Genomic DNA, 17,525 nt, shown 5'->3' with positions numbered 1-17,525 from the left:
CCTCCGGTGTGAACGCGGAAAGGTTAGCGATTTGTGCGCAAGATCACGATTGAGATTTTCTAAGGCGATTGGGTTTCACCTATAAAATTTAATCAATACATGTTGAATATCTTTGATTCTTGGCTGCTGAATTTGAAAAGAGACGGGAATTCGGATTAGAAATAATAATGGATGGCGTCAGCCGACGCCATCCAAAAAGCGATTACTCAATATTCTGGATCTGCTCGCGCATCTGCTCAATCAGAACCTTGAGTTCAATCGCTGAGTTGGTCACTTCAGCGTTGATAGACTTAGACGCCAAAGTGTTCGACTCGCGGTTGAACTCCTGCATCATAAAGTCCAGACGGCGGCCCACCGCTTCCTTCTTCTTCAGGATGTTATAGGTCTCTTTAACGTGCGCTTCCAGACGGTCCAGCTCTTCAGCAACATCGATACGCTGCGCCATCAGCACCAGCTCTTGTTCCAGACGGGTGTTTTCCAGCTGAACTTCTGCTTCTTCCAGCTTGGCGACCAGACGCTCGCGCTGCCACTGCAGCACTTCCGGCATATGGGCGCGAACCTTCGCCACTTCAGCGCTGACGCCTTCAAGGCGCTGCTCAATCATCGCTTTCAGCGCCTGACCTTCGGTTTCGCGAGCAACGATAAAATCGTCCAGCGTGCCGTCGAGGGCTGCCAGAATTTCAGCGGCAATCGCGTCCAGATCCTGCTCACCGGCGGCCATGACGCCAGGCCAGCGCAGAATATCAACCGGGTTGATTTCGCCTTCATCGCTCTGCATTTTGACCCAGTTCGCCGCATTCACGAGCTGTTTTGCCAGCTTCTCGTTGAGGATCAGTTCGCCCTGCGCGCTGGCATCTGGCTCAAAGCGCAGGTTGCATTCCACTTTCCCGCGGGTCAGACGCGTACGGATACGCTCGCGCACCACAGGTTCAAGGCTGCGGAACTGTTCCGGCATACGGAAATATGTTTCCAGATAGCGCTGGTTTACCGAACGCATTTCCCAGGTAGCGCTACCCCAGCTACCCTTGATTTCACGCCGGGCGTAGGCGGTCATACTGCGGATCATAGACATTCCCGTTTTTAAAGGAGAGATGGGGGGATTATAGCTTTCGGGGGCTTCTCAGGATAGGAATAAGCGTCCTTTATCCGTATAATGCGCAGCCACATTCGTTTCAAGCCGGAGAATCCATCATGCGTCCATCAGGTCGTAGCGCCAATCAGGTGCGTCCCGTCACCCTGACCCGTAACTATACAAAACACGCTGAAGGCTCTGTGCTGGTTGAGTTTGGTGACACCAAAGTGCTTTGCACCGCGTCCATCGAAGAGGGCGTTCCGCGCTTTCTGAAAGGTCAGGGCCAGGGCTGGATCACCGCCGAGTACGGCATGCTGCCGCGCGCGACCCATACCCGTAACGCCCGTGAAGCGGCAAAGGGTAAGCAGGGTGGACGTACCATGGAAATCCAGCGCCTGATCGCACGTGCGCTGCGCGCCGCCGTTGACCTGAAAATCCTCGGTGAATTCACTATTACCCTGGACTGCGACGTGATTCAGGCAGATGGCGGCACGCGTACCGCGTCCATTACCGGTGCCTGTGTGGCGCTGGCCGATGCCCTGAACAAGCTGGTTGCAGCCGGTAAGCTGAAAACCAACCCTATGAAAGGGATGGTCGCGGCGGTTTCCGTGGGGATCGTTAATGGTGAAGCGCTTTGCGATCTGGAATATGTTGAAGATTCTGCCGCCGAGACCGACATGAACGTGGTGATGACCGAAGATGGTCGCATCATTGAGGTGCAGGGGACGGCGGAAGGTGAGCCGTTCACCCATGAAGAACTTCTCTCCCTGCTGGCGTTGGCCCGAGGGGGAATCGAATCCATTGTAACGACGCAAAAAGCGGCGTTAGAAAATTGATTTTAAAGGCGACCAATGAGTCGCCTTTTTTTTGCCTGTAAGACAGAAAAAACCAAAGGAGCGAATCCATGAAATCGTATCAGCGCCAGTTTATTGAGTTTGCGATTAATAAACAGGTCCTTAAGTTTGGCGAATTTACGCTGAAGTCCGGGCGTAAGAGCCCGTATTTCTTCAACGCCGGGCTGTTTAATACCGGGCGCGATCTGGCACTGTTAGGCCGCTTCTATGCCGAAGCGCTGGTGGATTCCGGGATTGATTTCGACCTGCTGTTTGGCCCTGCGTACAAGGGCATTCCGATTGCAACCACCACGGCGGTGGCGCTGGCGGAGCACCATGACCGTGATGTGCCGTACTGCTTTAACCGCAAAGAGGCCAAAACCCACGGTGAAGGCGGTAATCTTGTGGGCAGCGCGCTGCAGGGCCGCGTGATGCTGGTCGACGACGTGATTACCGCAGGCACCGCGATCCGTGAATCTATGGAGATTATCCAGGCCAACGGTGCGACGCTGGCTGGCGTGCTGATTTCTCTTGATCGTCAGGAGCGTGGTCGCGGCGATATCTCTGCTATCCAGGAAGTAGAGCGTGATTACAGCTGCAAAGTGATCTCTATCATCACTCTGAAAGACCTGATTGCGTATCTGGAAGAGAAGCCAGAGATGGCGGATCACCTGGCGGCGGTGCGGGCGTATCGCGAAGAGTTTGGCGTGTAATTAAATTGCCCGGCGGCGCTACGCTTACCGGGCCTGCGGTGCTACTGCAGCTGCGCTGCCACTAACGGCCAGCGGGCGTCAAAATCGTCCGTTGGTCGGTATTTGAATTCGCTGCGCACAAAGCGGGAGAGCATGCCTTCACAAAACGCCAGAATCTGGCTTGCCAGCAATGTCTCATCCGTATTGTATCCTTCGCCTTCACGCATTTTCTTCTCGCGCAGCACCTGGCGCAGCTGCGCTTCAATACGCTCAAAAAGCTGATTGATGCGGCCCTGCAGCCTGTCCTGCTCAAACATCAGCGCGTGGCCGGTCAGGATACGGGTTAAACCCGGATTGCGCTCCCCAAAGCCCAGAATTAACAGCACAATCAGACGAAGACGCGCGGTGGTATCTTTTTCATCTTTCAGAATCAGGTTAATGCGCGTGATCAGACTGTCTTCAATAAACTCGATCAGGCTGTCGAACATTTTTGTTTTGCTGGGGAAATGACGATACAGCGCCGCCTCAGACACGCCCACAGAGGCGGCCAGTTTGGCGGTGGTGATGCGTTGACTGCCATCGCTGGATTCAAGCATCAGAGCCAGAGATTGAAGTATTTCTTCGCGACGATTCCTTTTCGCGGTTTGTTTTTCTGCCATGTTACAAAATACCCCTGAAAATAAGCACTTGCCAGGCTGGCATCCACACAGCGACCGCAAACTGACGTTTGCGGTTTGTTATTGCGTTATGGCGCTGCGAGATACGTGTGTCGGGCGGTTATTTGCGCCCGGAATGGCCGAAGCCGCCTTCGCCACGGTCGGTGGCATCAAAATCTGCCACCAGGTTAAATTCTGCCTGTACCACCGGTACAAAAACCATCTGCGCGATACGCTCGCCCGGTTCAATGGTGAAGCTGTCCTGACCACGATTCCAGACGGACACCATCAGCTGACCCTGGTAGTCGGAGTCGATCAGGCCGACCAGGTTACCCAGCACTACGCCGTGCTTATGGCCCAGACCCGAGCGCGGCAGGATCACTGCCGCCAGAGACGGGTCTGCAATGTGGATCGCCAGGCCAGTCGGGATCAGGGTAGTGGCACCGGGAGCCAGTTCTACGGCGTCATCGAGACAGGCGCGCAGGTCAAGTCCGGCAGAGCCGGAGGTGGCATAGGTTGGCAGCGGGAATTGCTCGCCAACACGCGGGTCCAGAATCTTAACGTCGATTTTTTTCATCATAACGGGTAACGATCTCGTCCAGTAATTGTTGGCCCAGGAGTTCCTTGCGCTCAAGCGGTAAGATTTTATCTCCATCCTGCCAGAAAAGGTGCAGTGCGTTGCTGTCGCTATTAAATCCTTGCGTGGCCAGCGATACGTCGTTCGCGCAAATTAAATCGAGGTTTTTGCGGGTACGTTTTTGCCGGGCATATTCTTCCACATTATTCGTTTCTGCGGCAAATCCAACAACGTAAGGACGATGGCTTTTTAATGCGGCGACACCGGCAACAATGTCCGGGTTTTTCACCATTTTCAGTGTTAATTCATCGCCTTGCTTTTTGATTTTAGACTCGGCGATGGTCTCGGCGCGATAGTCTGCCACGGCCGCACAGCCGATAAAAATCTGCTGGCGTTGCGCATGAGCCTGCACGGCGGCTTCCATCTCCAGCGCGGTGGTAACATTAATACGCTGTACAAGAGGTGGCGTAGGTAACGAGACCGGGCCGCTGACCAGCGTGACGTTAGCACCGCGTTTTGCCGCTGCGGCAGCAATCGCAAAGCCCATTTTACCGGAGCTGTGGTTGGTGATGTAACGCACCGGGTCCAGCGGCTCGCGCGTCGGGCCCGCGGTAATCATGATGTTGAGATGTTGCAGGTCGTTGACAGGTGAAAAATGGGCGGCGGCCATATCCACAATCGTCAGCGGGTCGAGCATACGCCCCGGGCCAACGTCGCCGCAGGCCTGGCTGCCGCTGTCCGGGCCCCAGACAAGCAGGCCGCGCGAAGCCAGCGTCTCCAGATTATGCTGGGTGGCGGCATTGCGGTACATCTGCTGGTTCATGGCGGGCACAACGGCGACGGGCGCAGGCGTCGCGAGGCAAATGGTCGAAACCAGATCGTTCGCCATACCGGCCGCCACGCGGGCAATTAAATCTGCCGTGGCAGGGGCAAGAATCACCAGATCGGCCCATTTCCCAAGCTCAATATGCCCCATCGCGGCTTCAGCGGCCGGATCGAGCAGGCTGTCAGATACCGGGTATCCTGAAACCGCCTGCAGGCTCAGAGGGGTGATAAAGGCTTTACCGCCTTCGGTTATCGCGACCCGCACGTCCGCCCCGCGCTCGCGCAGACGACGCACCAGCTCCGGCGCTTTATAAGCAGCAATGCCGCCGCTCACGCCAAGAACGATTTTTTTACCGGCCAGGCTCATCATGATTCTTTCCTGTTGGGTTTCACCAGAGAGCGGGCATTTTACCACAATCCCAAATAGGGGGTGATGAAGTCCTTTATGCACTTTGCGAGGCGCTACGCAAGAACGGAACCTCAGCGTCGAGCCCCGGATTTGCCTGTGGCAGCATAATGGCAAACAGAAGGAGGCCGGGCATGGAAGAGACTGAACTGCTGCTACCGCGCGAAAAAATGCTGCGTCATGGCGTCGCGTTATTAAAAGACGAGGAGCTGCTGGCGCTCTTTTTACGTACAGGTACGAAGGGAAAAACGGTATTTACGCTGGCGAAAAATCTGATAGACCATTTTGGTTCACTACATGGTTTGCTGACAGCCGAACTGGAGGCATTTACGCACGTAGAAGGCATTGGCGTCGCGAAGTATGCCCAGTTACGGGGTATTGCTGAACTTGCCCGGCGATTTTATAACGTACAGATGGAGGAGCAAGATCCGATCCTTACCCCTGACATGACCCGCGAATTTTTGCAAAGCCAGCTGTCCGGTCTGGAGCGGGAGATCTTTATGGTGATCTTTCTCGACAACAGGAACCGGGTACTGAAGCACAGCCGCCTGTTTTCGGGTACACTGAGCCACGTTGAGGTACATCCGCGTGAAATTGTGCGTGAAGCGATAAAAGTGAATGCAGCGGGGGTGATCCTCGCGCATAATCACCCCTCTGGCTGTGCAGAACCGAGCAGAGCTGACAAAGAAATCACCGAACGCATTATCAAATGCTGTCAATTCATGGACATTCGTGTTCTGGACCATCTGATAATTGGCCGCGGAGAGTACATTTCTTTTGCAGAACATGGCTGGATTTAGGCTATTTCTCGCGATCCATCGGGATCTTTGTCTGTTCGGGACTTGAGCACACCGCCGAGTCAGCGTATACTACGCCACCTTTGAGAATCTCGGGTTTGGCATTTGGGCCTGGCAATCGAGAGTTCACTTAGAACTACGCGATGACCGGGCTGTAAAGCCTGACGAGGCGCCGATACCCCATACGAAGCTCGAGCTAATTTGATTTTTGGAGAATAGACATGTCCCGAGTCTGCCAAGTTACTGGCAAGCGTCCGGTGACCGGTAACAACCGTTCCCACGCACTGAACGCGACTAAACGCCGTTTCCTGCCGAACCTGCACTCTCACCGTTTCTGGGTTGAGAGCGAGAAGCGTTTTGTCACCCTGCGTGTATCTGCTAAAGGTATGCGTGTAATCGATAAGAAAGGCATCGATACAGTTCTGTCTGAACTGCGTGCCCGTGGCGAAAAGTACTAAGTACTTAAAGAGGAAATAAATCATGGCTAAAGGTATTCGCGAGAAAATCAAGCTGGTTTCTTCTGCTGGTACAGGTCACTTCTACACCACCACGAAGAACAAACGTACTAAGCCGGAAAAACTGGAACTGAAAAAATTCGATCCAGTTGTACGCCAGCACGTACTGTACAAAGAAGCTAAAATCAAATAATTTTAGCCTCCTTGTATTGAAAAACCCCGCAACTGCGGGGTTTTTTGCATTCTGCATCTCAACGGAGGAACCATGCCTGAATTACCTGAGGTAGAGACCAGCCGTCGCGGCATTGAGCCCCATCTGGTCGGCGCGACTATTCTTCATGCCGTCGTTCGCAATGGACGACTGCGCTGGCCGGTGTCCGATGAGATCCACGCGTTAAGCGACAAACCCGTCCTTAGCGTGCAGCGCCGCGCGAAATACCTGCTGCTGGAGCTGCCTGACGGCTGGATCATTATCCATCTTGGGATGTCCGGGAGCCTGCGCATCCTGACCGAAGAACTGCCTGCGGAAAAACACGATCACGTTGACCTGGTAATGAGCAACGGCAAAGTGCTCCGCTACACCGATCCGCGGCGCTTTGGCGCGTGGCTGTGGACGAAGGAGCTGGAAGGACACAACGTGCTGGCGCATCTGGGCCCTGAGCCGCTTTCAGACGCGTTTAATGCGGACTACCTGAAAGAGAAGTGCGCGAAGAAAAAGACCCCGATCAAGCCCTGGCTGATGGATAACAAGCTGGTGGTCGGCGTGGGGAATATTTACGCCAGTGAATCGCTGTTCGCGGCCGGGATCCATCCCGATCGGCTGGCCTCGTCGCTGTCCGCGCAGGAGTGTGAGCTTTTGGTTCGGGTCATTAAAGCAGTGCTGCTGCGCTCGATTGAGCAAGGCGGGACCACCCTGAAGGATTTTCTGCAAAGCGACGGTAAACCAGGCTATTTTGCCCAGGAGCTGCAGGTGTATGGCCGTAAGGGCGAACCGTGCAGGGCATGCGGGACGCCGATTATTGCCACGAAGCACGCCCAGCGCGCCACGTTCTACTGCCGCCAGTGTCAGAAATAGAACTACTTTAGCTTTTCCATCAGCGCCTGGTGGACGTTATCCGGCAGGAAATGGGTAACGTCCCCGTGATGGCGCGCCACCTCTTTCACCAGCGTGGACGAGATAAACGACCACTCTTTTGACGGCATCAGGAATACGCTTTCCAGCTCCGGCATCAGGTGGCGGTTCATGTGCGCCAGCTGCATCTCATACTCGAAGTCTGCCACCGCGCGCAGGCCACGAATCAGAATATTGGCCTGCTGGGCGCGGGCGAAGTTCGCCATCAGATCGCTGAATCCGACAACTTCAACATTCGGCAGGTGCGAAATGGCGTCGGTGGCAAGTTGCACGCGCTCGTTGAGATCAAACATCGGCTTTTTGCTGGGGCTGGCGGCAATCGCCAGGATCACCTTGTCGAACATGCACGCTGCACGGGTAATGATGTCAAGATGACCGTTAGTGATCGGATCGAAGGTACCCGGATAAATCGCTTTTGTGCTCATGGCTCACGTTTTCTCTGAGTAGCCGCGGCAGAGCGCCCACAGCTCGGTGTATTTGTTGAAAGTATACTGGGCATTCACTACCGCCAGTAACCAGCCCTGCTTACCATCCAGCACGCCGCCGCGCAGCAGCAGCGTTTTCAGAAACGCGCCCAGCGTGTGGGTGAAGATTCCTGTCAGCGAGGCCTTCTTGCCGCGCTGGTGGCGTTCCTGCGCCCATGCGGTGGCATAGTTGAGCTGCTTTTGCTGGAAGCTGGCGAAATCACGGCAGGTCAGATGCAGCAAATCGCCCGTCAGGGGGATGACCTGGGCGCCGTCGCAGGCCAGTGACTCATGGACAAGATTGTCGTTGTACTGAAAGCGCCCGCGCTCGTAGAGGCGCATTACGCGATCCGGATACCAGCCGCTGTGGCGCATGAAGCGGCCAAGGAAGTAGTTGCGACGCGCGATGCTGTATACGGCGCCAGGCTGGGGTGAGGAAAGCACCGCCTGAATGGCCTGCTGGAGTTCCGTGGTGACGCGCTCGTCGGTGTCGATCATCAGCACATAATCGCCCGTGGCGTGACCCTGCGCGCGCTGGCGCTGAATGCCGTAGCCCTGCCAGTCGGTATCGGTAAAGACTTTTGCGCCCGCAGCCCGGGCGATGTCCACCGTGTTGTCCGTGCTTCCGGAGTCGAGGATAACAATTTCGTCAGCCCAGGCGACGGAGGCCAGGCAGTCCGGAAGCAGGTCGGCGGCGTTTTTGGCGATCATGACGACCGACAGACGCGTAGACATTAGTGGCTCCGCTGAGGCAGATAAGGTTGCAGAAGCTGCAGCAGACGGGTGAGTGCGCCCTGGTTCTGGTGCAGCACTTCGACGGCGTGGCGACCGTACCACAGGCGGTAATCTTCATCCGTCAGAAGGGTCGATACTTCTTTGACGACCGAGTCCGCATCGGTCACGGTAATTAAACCATCGGCTTGCTGCAATTTAGCGCAGATATCTTTGAAGTTAAACGTGTGTGGACCCATCAGCACAGGAATGGCGTGGGCTGCCGGCTCGAGCGGGTTATGGCCTCCGCGCTCCACCAGGCTGCCGCCAACAAAGGCGAGGTCAGCAATGCCGTAGAGCAGCATCAGTTCGCCCATCGTATCGCCAATCACCACCTGGGTACTGCCGGAAGGGATCTCTCCGCTGCTGCGCAGGGTGAAGCTGAAGCCGCCTTTCTGCACCATTTCGCGGGCATCTTTAAAACGTTCGGGGTGACGAGGCACCAGAATCAGCAGTAGGTCCGGGAAGGTTTCCAGCAGCTTACGGTGCGCCTGCAGGATAATCGCCTCTTCGCCCTCATGAGTACTGGTCGCTATCCAGACCTGGCGACGCGGAGCCCACTGGCGGCGCAGCGTGATGGCTCGGGCGGCCAGTTCAGGGGTAACGGAAATATCGAATTTCAGGCTGCCGGTCACGGCAAGCTGGTTGCGCTTCAGGCCCAGAGAGATAAAGCGTGCCGCGTCTTCTTCGTTCTGCGCGGCAATCAGCGTGATTTTGCTCAGCAGGCGGCGCATAAATTTGCCCAGCTTGCCGTAGCCTTTCGCCGAGCGCTCTGAAAGGCGCGCGTTGGCAATCACCAGCGGAATTTTACGGGCATGCAGAGCGGAAATCATGTTCGGCCACAGCTCGGTTTCCATCACGATCACCAGCTTCGGGCGAACGGTATTCAGGAAACGATTCATGGCGCAGGGCAGATCGTAAGGGAGGTAGACGTGATGAACGTCTTTGCCAAACGCGGATAACGCGCGCTCTGAGCCGGTTGGCGTCATGGTGGTGACGGTAATCGGCAGAGACGGGTAGCGGTGGCGCAGAGCGCGAACCAGCGGGATCGCCGCCAGCGTTTCACCGACAGAAACGGAATGCAGCAAAATACCGTCCGGGGCGACTTTATTGCGGCAAAAGCCATAGCGTTCAGCCCAGCGTTTACGATACGCAGGCGCTTTACGGCTACGAAGCAACAGTCTCAGCCACACCAGTGGCTGAATGATATAGAGCAGGGCGGTATACAACAATTCCAAGCGATTATCCGTCTTTTTAGTTTCGGCGGGCAAATTCTAAGCATTTAAGCCAGGTAAAGCTATCTCTTATGCCAGATACCGTTTTAAACGGAAGTAGCGTCGGCCCAGGCGCCAGCGCAAACGCGGGCTTTTGGCACTTTTCCAGATAAGCTTCCAGATCCCGGTGTCGAAGAACTCTTTGATAATCATTGTTTTCTTTGTCTCATCCTTCATGTTGTCGAAGGTATGAATGATCCCCAGCCCCTCTTTGGCGATTTGCCAGTGGCAGGCGGGGATATTTTTCACTTTATCCGGGTAACGCTGGTTAATGGCATCAAGCATCTGCAGGATTTTCATGTAGTGGCGCGCGGAGCGGATCAGCGTGTCGTCATTATCCGGCGTATGCGATACCGAGGCAGAGTGAATGTAGTAGTCATAAAAGCGTTCACTGGTGTACTGAACGCGCTCTGCGGCAAGCAGCACCTCGGTGGTCCACGGGATATCCTGATGGCGCAGCCCGGGTTCGAAATGGAAACTGTGTTTACGAATAAAATCGTGGCGATAGATATTAAGCCAGGTCACGTGCAGGAACTTACGTGAATCCAGCGCCATCTTTAACCATGCCGGGCCCGTCATAACATCCGTTGAGGCGAGTTTATCCTCGGGGAAGATAGGTCGAGACGGTTTCTTATCATTTTCCCAGACGTAGTTGCCGTTGCAGGTGGCGACATCCAGATCCTGCGTGACGGCCATATCCAGCAGACGCTGGTACATGCCAGGTTTGAAGACGTCATCAATATCCGGGAAAGAGAGATACTGACCGGTTGCAACGGCCAGGCCGGTATTTCGCGCAATGGAAACGCCCTGGTTTTGCTGTTCAATCACCTGCATCTGCGGCAGTTTTTCACGCCAGCTTTCGACGATCTGCATCGAGCGGTCAGTTGAGCCATCATTGACAATAATGACTTCCATGCTGTCGATGCGTTGATTCACAAGGCAGGTAAAGAACTGATCCAGAAAAGCTTCGCCGTTATAAACGGCAACCACCACGCTTAACAATGGCGCTGAATTTTGCATAAGAAACCTGATTATTTTTGATTGTCGACCAAAGCAATGTACTGCTGGCAAATGGCATTGATACCGAACGACGCAATCGTTGCATCGCCAACGACCGGCGGGGCGGTATAAATATCTACCAGGGTTTTTGCCAGTGACGCGTCATTTAGCTCTGCCAGCCCGCGCGCTAAGGCGCCGGTGAGGATTTCTGCGGGGCCACCCGGACAATTGGTACTGACCGGTGGCGTCTGGCAGATAATGGATTCCACCAGCACATTACCAAAACCTTCGCAGTCAGAACTTAACACTAAGAGGCGTGCCCCTTTAATCCAGGGGTAGGGATTGGAGTCGAAGGGACGGAAAACCGTCTTGTCTTCAATACCCAGGTCGCGGGCAAGATGTTTGAGCTTTTGAATTTTGGCTTCGGAACCATTGCCCATCATGACAAGCGTAGTGTCGAGCTGGCTCTGTGCGAACGCGCGTAAAAGACGGTCGTGGCGTTTGTGTTCATGGAAGCGGCCGACATGGATGATGTAATCCTTCCCTTGCATCTCGAAGGGGGCATCCGCCAGACGCTGAATTTCAGGGATATCAAAAGGATTGTGGATAACCGCTTTACGCCGGAGTTTCAGAGCCAGGGTCTCGGAAAGGTCTTTCAGCACGGCGCCTGAGACGGCGACAACGTTTCGGTTTTCGTAGGTATGACGAATTTTAAGATGCTTAAACCAGCGCGAAAGCCCGCTGCGATGGCGAAGATAGGAGAAAGAGAACATGCCATGCACGCAGAACCAGACTTTTTCACGCTCCAGCGCGCGGCAGTGCGCCACAATGCGGTCAGTTTTGTGCAGATGAGAGAACACAACGTCAAATTTTCCGCTGCGCTCAGCCCGCTCAATTGCCTGATCCAGCAGGCGGGCTCGGCGTGGGATCTCCGTCAGCTTGCGCCACGGTTTTTTGCAGGTATCCTGGACCACCTGATAATCAATGCCTTCCGGGATGGCGTAATCACACACTTTCCGCAGAGAGAAAAGGGAGACCTGATGCCCCATTTCCGTTAATCCGCTGGAAAGTGTAAGAACTGTTTTTTCAGCTCCCCCACCGGGTAAACCATCAATAATCATTAGGATGCGCATTTTTAATCCAGTAATTTTTGATAAAGCGAAATAAGCTGACTTGACAGTTTTTCGGGGGTGGCGTCTTTTACCCGTTCACGTGCCGCTTGCCCCATCGTGTTATTTTTCCCCAGAGAAGGAGTGGCTGTAATTGCCTCCTTCAATGTGTTGATATCCAGGGCGTCACAATAAAATCCGTTCTGGCCTTGCTGAATAAATTCAGCGCCTCCGCAACTCTCTGAAGTAATGACGGGCAAGCCGCAGGCCATCGCTTCAAGAATGACGTTTGGAAAGGGATCATACAGCGTTGGCAACAGTAAACCATCGGATAGCTGATAAAAAGGCAGCGTTTCTTTCTGCATCCCCAGGAAACGGATTTGCCCTTCGCAGCCCAATGAACGGGCGAGGTCACGATAACGATGTTCTGCTTTATCCTGTCCAACCACAATCAGCCAGGCTGAAGTTCCTGCGATAGCGCGTATGGCGCTGGCCAATCCTTTTCGTTCAAATCCCGATCCTACAAAACAGAACACCACGGCATCGGCTAGCAAACCAAATTGCTGACGCAGCGCGGCACGCTGTGCTTCCTGGGCCGGAACGAAGCGGCTGGAATCAATTGAATTATAAATCACATGTATCTTTTTTGCGTCAATATCAAAGTCTTCGACGATTTCGCGTTTGATCATCTCCGCATTACAGATAACCGCTTTCAACTCTGGCGCCTGGTACATTTCACGCTCGGCGTGCATCACGTAGCGGTGATAGCGGTCGACCATCAGCATTTTCGCGCGCCAGGCGGGCAGGATGCGCGCACGCTGTAGCAGCCAGCGGCGATGGACGCCATCGCCAGCGCGGTAGATATCACAGCCCGGAATCCGCTCGTGGCTTTGCACAATATCAAACTGCTGTTGCTGCCACAGCGCGCGGGCAGCATGGGCAAACCCGCGTTCGCGGCTAATTCGGCCCCATTTGCGCGGGTCGCAAATATGGATATGCCAGTCGTCCTGTCTCTCGCCCTGCCATTCACGCGTAATGACGTTGAGTTCAAGATTCTGATTGCTCAGCGCGGTGAGCGCACGTGAAACGAAGCGCTCCGCTCCGCCATCAGGGCGATACTTTTGGCGAACAATCGCCAGACGATGATGTTTCATGACAGATATCTCCTTGCTGCGGAGACGACAGCATCAACAGGAATGGCGTCGAGATAGCGTTCTTTCGTTTTGGTATCAATAGCGTCGGGATCGGGAAGGGGACCGTAGTCGCCAGCCCAGATGACTTCACCGTTGACTTGCCATGGAGACCAAAACGTCAGTTTGGAAGGGCCAAACAGCGCCACGCAGGGCGTCTGCAGCGCGGCGGCCATGTGCATCGGAACGGAGTCAACGCCAATAAAAAGACACGCGTGGTCGATGAGTGAGGCCAGCTGGCGCAACGTTAGCTGTCCCGCCAGCGAGACGACCCCCGTTTTCGGTGAGGCGGCGAGTATGCGATCTATCATCGCCAGCTCTTTTTTATCCGGCCCGGCCGTGAGTACAACGGTATGCCCATCCTGCTGCAGTGCGGTGATGGTTTGCGCCATTTTGCTTTCATCCCAGCATTTGAAGAACCAGCGTGATGTCGGCTGAATGACGATGTAGTTATCGTCCACTCCTTTTTGCACCAGCTGCTGGCGGGCGTGGTGCCAGTCTTCTGCGCTGTAGGCCATGGTAACAGCTGGCTCAGGCGCGACCTGTAATGGTGACAGAATGGAGAGATTTTGTTCGACAGTGTGCAGGGATTTGTGATTTGCAACAGAGACTAAATCGCTATGACAAAAACGCCAGAATGGATTGTTGCGTTTGTTAAAGGCGAATCCGAGGCGAACTGGCGCACCAGTGAAACGGGTGACGATAGCGCTACGCCACTGATCGGCAAGATTTATCACCAGATGATAATGTTGCTTTCGTAACGCGCAGAGTAACTGCCACTCCTTTTGAAGGTGCTTTAGCGTGCCCAGCTGCTTCCATTTACGATCGATTCCATAAATAGTGCCAATCGTCGGGTGCGCGGCGAGCATATCGCGCGTTTCTTCATACAACAGCACGTCAATTTGCGCTTGTGGCCATTTTTGACGTAATGAATCAATGACGGGGGTGGTCAATAACATATCGCCATGATGGCGGAGTTTGATCAGTAGAATGCGCAAATCAGGCGTGTCAGGTAAGTTATTCATCATCATCTTATCGGCGTTGTACTGTTGGCAATTCTAATAGACCTGGTAGCGACTTGCACTCTTTCTCCATAATCTCAGGAATTTCCCAGGAAGGGTTTACTCAGGCTTTGGAGAGTGCGTAACATAGCGCTAACTTCCCTGTCATGCGGACTCATTATGAAAAAACCAGCGTTTATCATCACGATTGATACTGAGGGCGATAATCTCTGGGAGAATCACCGCGTCATTAAAACGGAAAATGCGCGCTATCTGGCCCGGTTCCAGGCCCTTTGTGAGCGTTTTGGTTTTAAGCCCGTATGGCTGACAAACTATGAGATGGCAATCGAGCCCGTTTTCATTGAATTCGCCAGGGACGCGATCGCTCGCGGTCAGGGGGAGGTGGGAATGCACCTTCACGCATGGAATAGCCCACCTGAGCACGATCTCACGGGAGATGACTGGCGCTGGCAACCGTATCTGATTGAATTTTCAGACGAGGTGATGCGTGAGAAAGTGCTGTTCATGACCCGTCTGCTGGAAGAGACATTCCAGACCAAAATGCTGAGCCACCGCGCCGGGCGTTGGGCATTTGATAGCCGCTATGCAAAATTGCTCGTTGAACTGGGCTACCAGGTTGACTGCTCCGTGACGCCACGCGTGAACTGGCGCAATGCGAAAGGTGCTCCGCAGGGCAATGGCGGAACGGATTATCAGCATTTCCCCGACCACGCCTATTTTATGGATTTAGATACTATTTCCCGGGCGGGAAATAGTCCCTTACTCGAAGTGCCGATGAGCATTCAGTATAAACATCCGGCCTGGTTGAACACGATCAAACAGGGATACGATCGGCTGCGCGGTAAATATCGCTCGCCTTCCGTGAACTGGCTACGACCGACCGGTGGCAATGCGTCGCAGATGATTCAGGTCGCGCAGAAATGCCTGTCGCAGGGACAGGATTATGTGGAGTTTATGCTTCACTCGTCTGAATTTATGCCAGGCGGAAGTCCGACCTTTAAAGATGAGGCGGCGATTGAAGGGTTATATCAGGATTTAGAAGCGCTTTTTAGCTGGCTATCCGATAAGACGGTGGGGATGACGCTGGCGGAGTTTTATCAATACAAGAAAAAATAATGCCCGGCTGGCGGGCATTATCTCTTAGTGATGTTGTCTGGTTTGCGAGAAGGGAGTACTCAATGCAAACAGAGTAACAAAGAATATTAGGGCTTCTGAGCTCAATAAAATGACGTCCGTCAGGCCATAGAGTAATAAAAGAAGCATCGTTGTCAGCAGCAGGCCATTTCGGTTTTTAAGCGCGTAAGCGATCATCGAAACGAAGAAAAAGAGTAATATCGCCAGACCCGGAAGCCCCTGCAGAGAGTATTTTTCGATAAATTCATTATGTAAATGTACCCTGATAAACTCGAGCGCGGCCGCGAGATGCGGATGCCCATGCTGCACATACTGCTGTGTCCATACCTCACGGTCTTCGACTGACTGCCCCAGCGGGTGCGCAAGTCCGTTCTGAATACCAATTGTCCACATGGAAAAACGCGCTCCGAGCGACGTCGCGTCATGCCCCTGCTGGTAGCTTTCCAGTTCCATCTGCGTTTGAACTATCTTTGGCGAGATCAATGGCTTGTAGCTAACGATAATAATGCCCGCCACAATACATAAAAAAATCAGCGTTGATTTCAGATGTATTCTTCTGAAGTGGTAGAGCGTGAGTACAATCGCAAGGAGCAAATATAATCCCATTGCAGCACGCGTCCCCGTTAAAAGAATAACGAAGTAAGATATTAAGATGGTAAGACCCGAGACTATATACAGTTTTCTGTTTTTTTGAAGATAAAGGCTGTATACCAGCGCCAGTGACAGTACGGAGTAAACATAGGCAGACACGGTGGCGCGATTGATGGCCATCTCTATACGTGCCATACCCTGCGTCGCCTGCCATAAGCCATATCCCGTGGCGAGGACAAACCCTGTACTTGCCGCGTACAGGAAGTACTTCTGGAAAGCGCTTTTATCGACGTAAGTTTTAAACCGGTCAAGATAGAAAACGAGAATGCTCGCTAATATCAGTTTTTTACTGGCACCCAGATAATCGCTGTAAGCGTTTAAACCTTCGCTATGATATTCGTACACCATATACCAGACAAGATTGAGTAGCCCAATCAGCAATATGGGGAGCGCGATTGAAAAGGGGCGCAGGGTGATTTTTTTATATTCGCAAGCTAAGCCGATAATGCTGGCATAAACCGCAATATAGAAAAATTCGCGTTGTTTACCTGAGCTCAGCAGCGCCAGTGCAAACGAAATGAGGCTCAAAATCAGCGTCAGCTGATAGAGCCGCAGTTTTACTTTTTCCATAATGTCTCAATGACCCTTTTTTTGTAGCTGAAACGTACATCTCTGGAGAAGAAAAAAGAGAAAGAATAAAGTGCATTCACCCGCAGCTTAACCAGTTTGAGCTGCAGGTCGGTCAGATATTGTCGGTGATTACTGTAAATATCAAACCAGTGGCAATTAATAAGATGCTTAAATGATTGCGGGAATGTAGTTTCCATCTGTAGCGTACATTCAATCAGCGTGGCGATTTTGCTGGCGTCAAGACGGCTCGACAAACTGTCGCTGCGTTTGATGTAATAGTAGTGTCCCTGACGCTGAAAGAAGATTTTACGCGATTGCATCAGCATACCGGGAAATACCGCGAAATCTTCATAGCAGACCATAGACGGGATTGGGTTGCTTGCATACAGCTTGCGGTGGATGAATTGCCCGATGAGATGCGCCTGAAAATCTTTGTGCTGCAGGAAACGCTTTATTGCATCATTTTGCGATAATGAGACGGGCGTGAATCCCTGCCAGGCGGAGGTGATTTTCCGCATATCGCGTATTTCCAGCAGGCGCGTCAGCAACATATCAGGACGCTCTGCTTTCAGGAAGGCGACGGCATCCCGGATGCTAACCGGCTTTAACAGATCGTCGCTATCAAGCATCGTGATGTAATCGCCTGACGCCAGCGAGACTGCGCTGTTTCGAACATGCCCTACGTTACGGTACTCAACGTATTGGCATTGCGCATGCGGAAGCTTTGGCAACCACGCCTCAATAATATCCTGTGTGGAATCGTTGGAACTGTCATTAATGATAATAACTTCTACATCATCGCCTGCATTCTCAATCGCGTTTTGCAGACTTTCCAGTGTGGCGTGAAGCGTGTTTTCGGCATTATGTGCGGCAATAATGATGCTGAGAAAAGCCAT

At 53.4% G+C, this 17,525-nt stretch carries 20 protein-coding genes; 7 read left to right on the top strand and 13 right to left on the bottom strand.

What is annotated here, in order from left to right:
* Positions 1-202: 202 nt before the first annotated feature.
* Complete coding sequence (locus IM271_RS15505) at positions 203-1,066, bottom strand: YicC/YloC family endoribonuclease (protein WP_028015013.1); 864 nt, start codon at positions 1,064-1,066, stop codon at positions 203-205.
* Between the two features lie 125 nt (positions 1,067-1,191).
* On the opposite strand from IM271_RS15505, the gene rph reads away from it, so the two are divergent.
* Together rph and pyrE are read left to right on the top strand one after the other, a co-directional pair.
* A complete protein-coding gene (gene rph / locus IM271_RS15500) occupies positions 1,192-1,908 on the top strand; it encodes a ribonuclease PH (RefSeq protein WP_010426431.1) in 717 nt (238 codons plus the stop codon).
* 68 nt (positions 1,909-1,976) lie between these two features.
* Positions 1,977-2,618: an orotate phosphoribosyltransferase gene (gene pyrE, locus IM271_RS15495; RefSeq protein WP_192971826.1), complete on the top strand. Its 642-nt coding sequence runs from the start codon at positions 1,977-1,979 to the stop codon at positions 2,616-2,618.
* A 41-nt stretch (positions 2,619-2,659) separates the two neighbouring features.
* Here the strand turns inward: pyrE and slmA are convergent, their stop codons facing one another.
* The 3 genes from slmA to coaBC form a co-directional block, all read right to left on the bottom strand.
* Positions 2,660-3,256 (bottom strand): nucleoid occlusion factor SlmA, encoded by a 597-nt coding sequence (gene slmA, locus IM271_RS15490; protein ID WP_028015015.1) that lies wholly within the window; start codon positions 3,254-3,256, stop codon positions 2,660-2,662.
* Between the two features lie 118 nt (positions 3,257-3,374).
* Positions 3,375-3,833, bottom strand: coding sequence for a dUTP diphosphatase (gene dut, locus IM271_RS15485; RefSeq protein WP_015570042.1), 459 nt, complete (start codon positions 3,831-3,833; stop codon positions 3,375-3,377).
* Positions 3,811-5,022, bottom strand: coding sequence for a bifunctional phosphopantothenoylcysteine decarboxylase/phosphopantothenate--cysteine ligase CoaBC (gene coaBC / locus IM271_RS15480; protein ID WP_193052835.1), 1,212 nt, complete (start codon positions 5,020-5,022; stop codon positions 3,811-3,813). Before coaBC ends, dut begins: the two co-directional genes overlap by 23 nt.
* A 173-nt stretch (positions 5,023-5,195) precedes the next feature.
* On the opposite strand from coaBC, the gene radC reads away from it, so the two are divergent.
* From radC to mutM, 4 genes are all read left to right on the top strand, one after another.
* Positions 5,196-5,861 carry a DNA repair protein RadC gene (gene radC, locus IM271_RS15475; protein WP_028015017.1) on the top strand — a complete coding sequence of 222 codons (666 nt, stop codon included), beginning with the start codon at positions 5,196-5,198 and terminating at the stop codon, positions 5,859-5,861.
* Between the two features lie 218 nt (positions 5,862-6,079).
* Complete coding sequence (gene rpmB, locus IM271_RS15470) at positions 6,080-6,316, top strand: 50S ribosomal protein L28 (protein WP_002436699.1); 237 nt, start codon at positions 6,080-6,082, stop codon at positions 6,314-6,316.
* A gap of 22 nt (positions 6,317-6,338) precedes the next feature.
* Positions 6,339-6,506 (top strand): 50S ribosomal protein L33, encoded by a 168-nt coding sequence (rpmG, locus tag IM271_RS15465; protein ID WP_003024094.1) that lies wholly within the window; start codon positions 6,339-6,341, stop codon positions 6,504-6,506.
* Between the two features lie 72 nt (positions 6,507-6,578).
* Positions 6,579-7,388, top strand: a complete 810-nt coding sequence (gene mutM, locus IM271_RS15460) for a bifunctional DNA-formamidopyrimidine glycosylase/DNA-(apurinic or apyrimidinic site) lyase (protein WP_028015018.1) — start codon at positions 6,579-6,581, stop codon at positions 7,386-7,388.
* 2 nt (positions 7,389-7,390) lie between these two features.
* On the opposite strand, the gene coaD is transcribed toward mutM, so the two are convergent.
* The 7 genes from coaD to rfaQ all read right to left on the bottom strand — a co-directional run bounded on the left by coaD (position 7,391) and on the right by rfaQ (position 14,283).
* Entirely contained in the window at positions 7,391-7,870 is a 480-nt protein-coding gene (gene coaD / locus IM271_RS15455; RefSeq protein ID WP_025758454.1) for a pantetheine-phosphate adenylyltransferase, read from the bottom strand.
* A gap of 3 nt (positions 7,871-7,873) precedes the next feature.
* Positions 7,874-8,644 (bottom strand): glycosyltransferase family 2 protein, encoded by a 771-nt coding sequence (locus tag IM271_RS15450; RefSeq protein WP_126327151.1) that lies wholly within the window; start codon positions 8,642-8,644, stop codon positions 7,874-7,876.
* On the bottom strand, positions 8,644-9,918 hold the full coding sequence (waaA, locus tag IM271_RS15445; protein WP_028015020.1) for a lipid IV(A) 3-deoxy-D-manno-octulosonic acid transferase: 1,275 nt from the start codon (positions 9,916-9,918) through the stop codon (positions 8,644-8,646). Before waaA ends, IM271_RS15450 begins: the two co-directional genes overlap by 1 nt.
* Positions 9,919-9,984: 66 nt before the next feature.
* On the bottom strand, positions 9,985-10,974 hold the full coding sequence (locus tag IM271_RS15440; protein WP_063437258.1) for a glycosyltransferase: 990 nt from the start codon (positions 10,972-10,974) through the stop codon (positions 9,985-9,987).
* An 11-nt stretch (positions 10,975-10,985) separates the two neighbouring features.
* Positions 10,986-12,086 carry a glycosyltransferase gene (locus IM271_RS15435; RefSeq protein WP_193052830.1) on the bottom strand — a complete coding sequence of 367 codons (1,101 nt, stop codon included), beginning with the start codon at positions 12,084-12,086 and terminating at the stop codon, positions 10,986-10,988.
* A 2-nt stretch (positions 12,087-12,088) separates the two neighbouring features.
* Entirely contained in the window at positions 12,089-13,216 is a 1,128-nt protein-coding gene (locus tag IM271_RS15430; protein WP_193052829.1) for a glycosyltransferase family 4 protein, read from the bottom strand.
* Positions 13,213-14,283 carry a putative lipopolysaccharide heptosyltransferase III gene (gene rfaQ / locus IM271_RS15425; protein ID WP_193052828.1) on the bottom strand — a complete coding sequence of 357 codons (1,071 nt, stop codon included), beginning with the start codon at positions 14,281-14,283 and terminating at the stop codon, positions 13,213-13,215. The genes IM271_RS15430 and rfaQ overlap by 4 nt, the downstream gene beginning before the upstream one ends.
* 150 nt (positions 14,284-14,433) lie before the next feature.
* On the opposite strand from rfaQ, the gene IM271_RS15420 reads away from it, so the two are divergent.
* Positions 14,434-15,390: a polysaccharide deacetylase family protein gene (locus IM271_RS15420; RefSeq protein ID WP_193052827.1), complete on the top strand. Its 957-nt coding sequence runs from the start codon at positions 14,434-14,436 to the stop codon at positions 15,388-15,390.
* A gap of 24 nt (positions 15,391-15,414) precedes the next feature.
* On the opposite strand, the gene IM271_RS15415 is transcribed toward IM271_RS15420, so the two are convergent.
* Together IM271_RS15415 and IM271_RS15410 are read right to left on the bottom strand one after the other, a co-directional pair.
* A complete protein-coding gene (locus IM271_RS15415) occupies positions 15,415-16,629 on the bottom strand; it encodes an O-antigen ligase (RefSeq protein WP_193052826.1) in 1,215 nt (404 codons plus the stop codon).
* Entirely contained in the window at positions 16,617-17,525 is a 909-nt protein-coding gene (locus IM271_RS15410; RefSeq protein WP_193052825.1) for a glycosyltransferase family 2 protein, read from the bottom strand. The genes IM271_RS15415 and IM271_RS15410 overlap by 13 nt, the downstream gene beginning before the upstream one ends.

This window comes from Enterobacter cloacae complex sp. I3, assembly GCF_014896175.1.
Taxonomy (GTDB): Bacteria; Pseudomonadota; Gammaproteobacteria; order Enterobacterales; family Enterobacteriaceae; genus Enterobacter; species Enterobacter bugandensis.
Note: the sequence above shows the minus strand (reverse complement) of the source record. Positions and strands in the feature narration are given on the sequence as shown.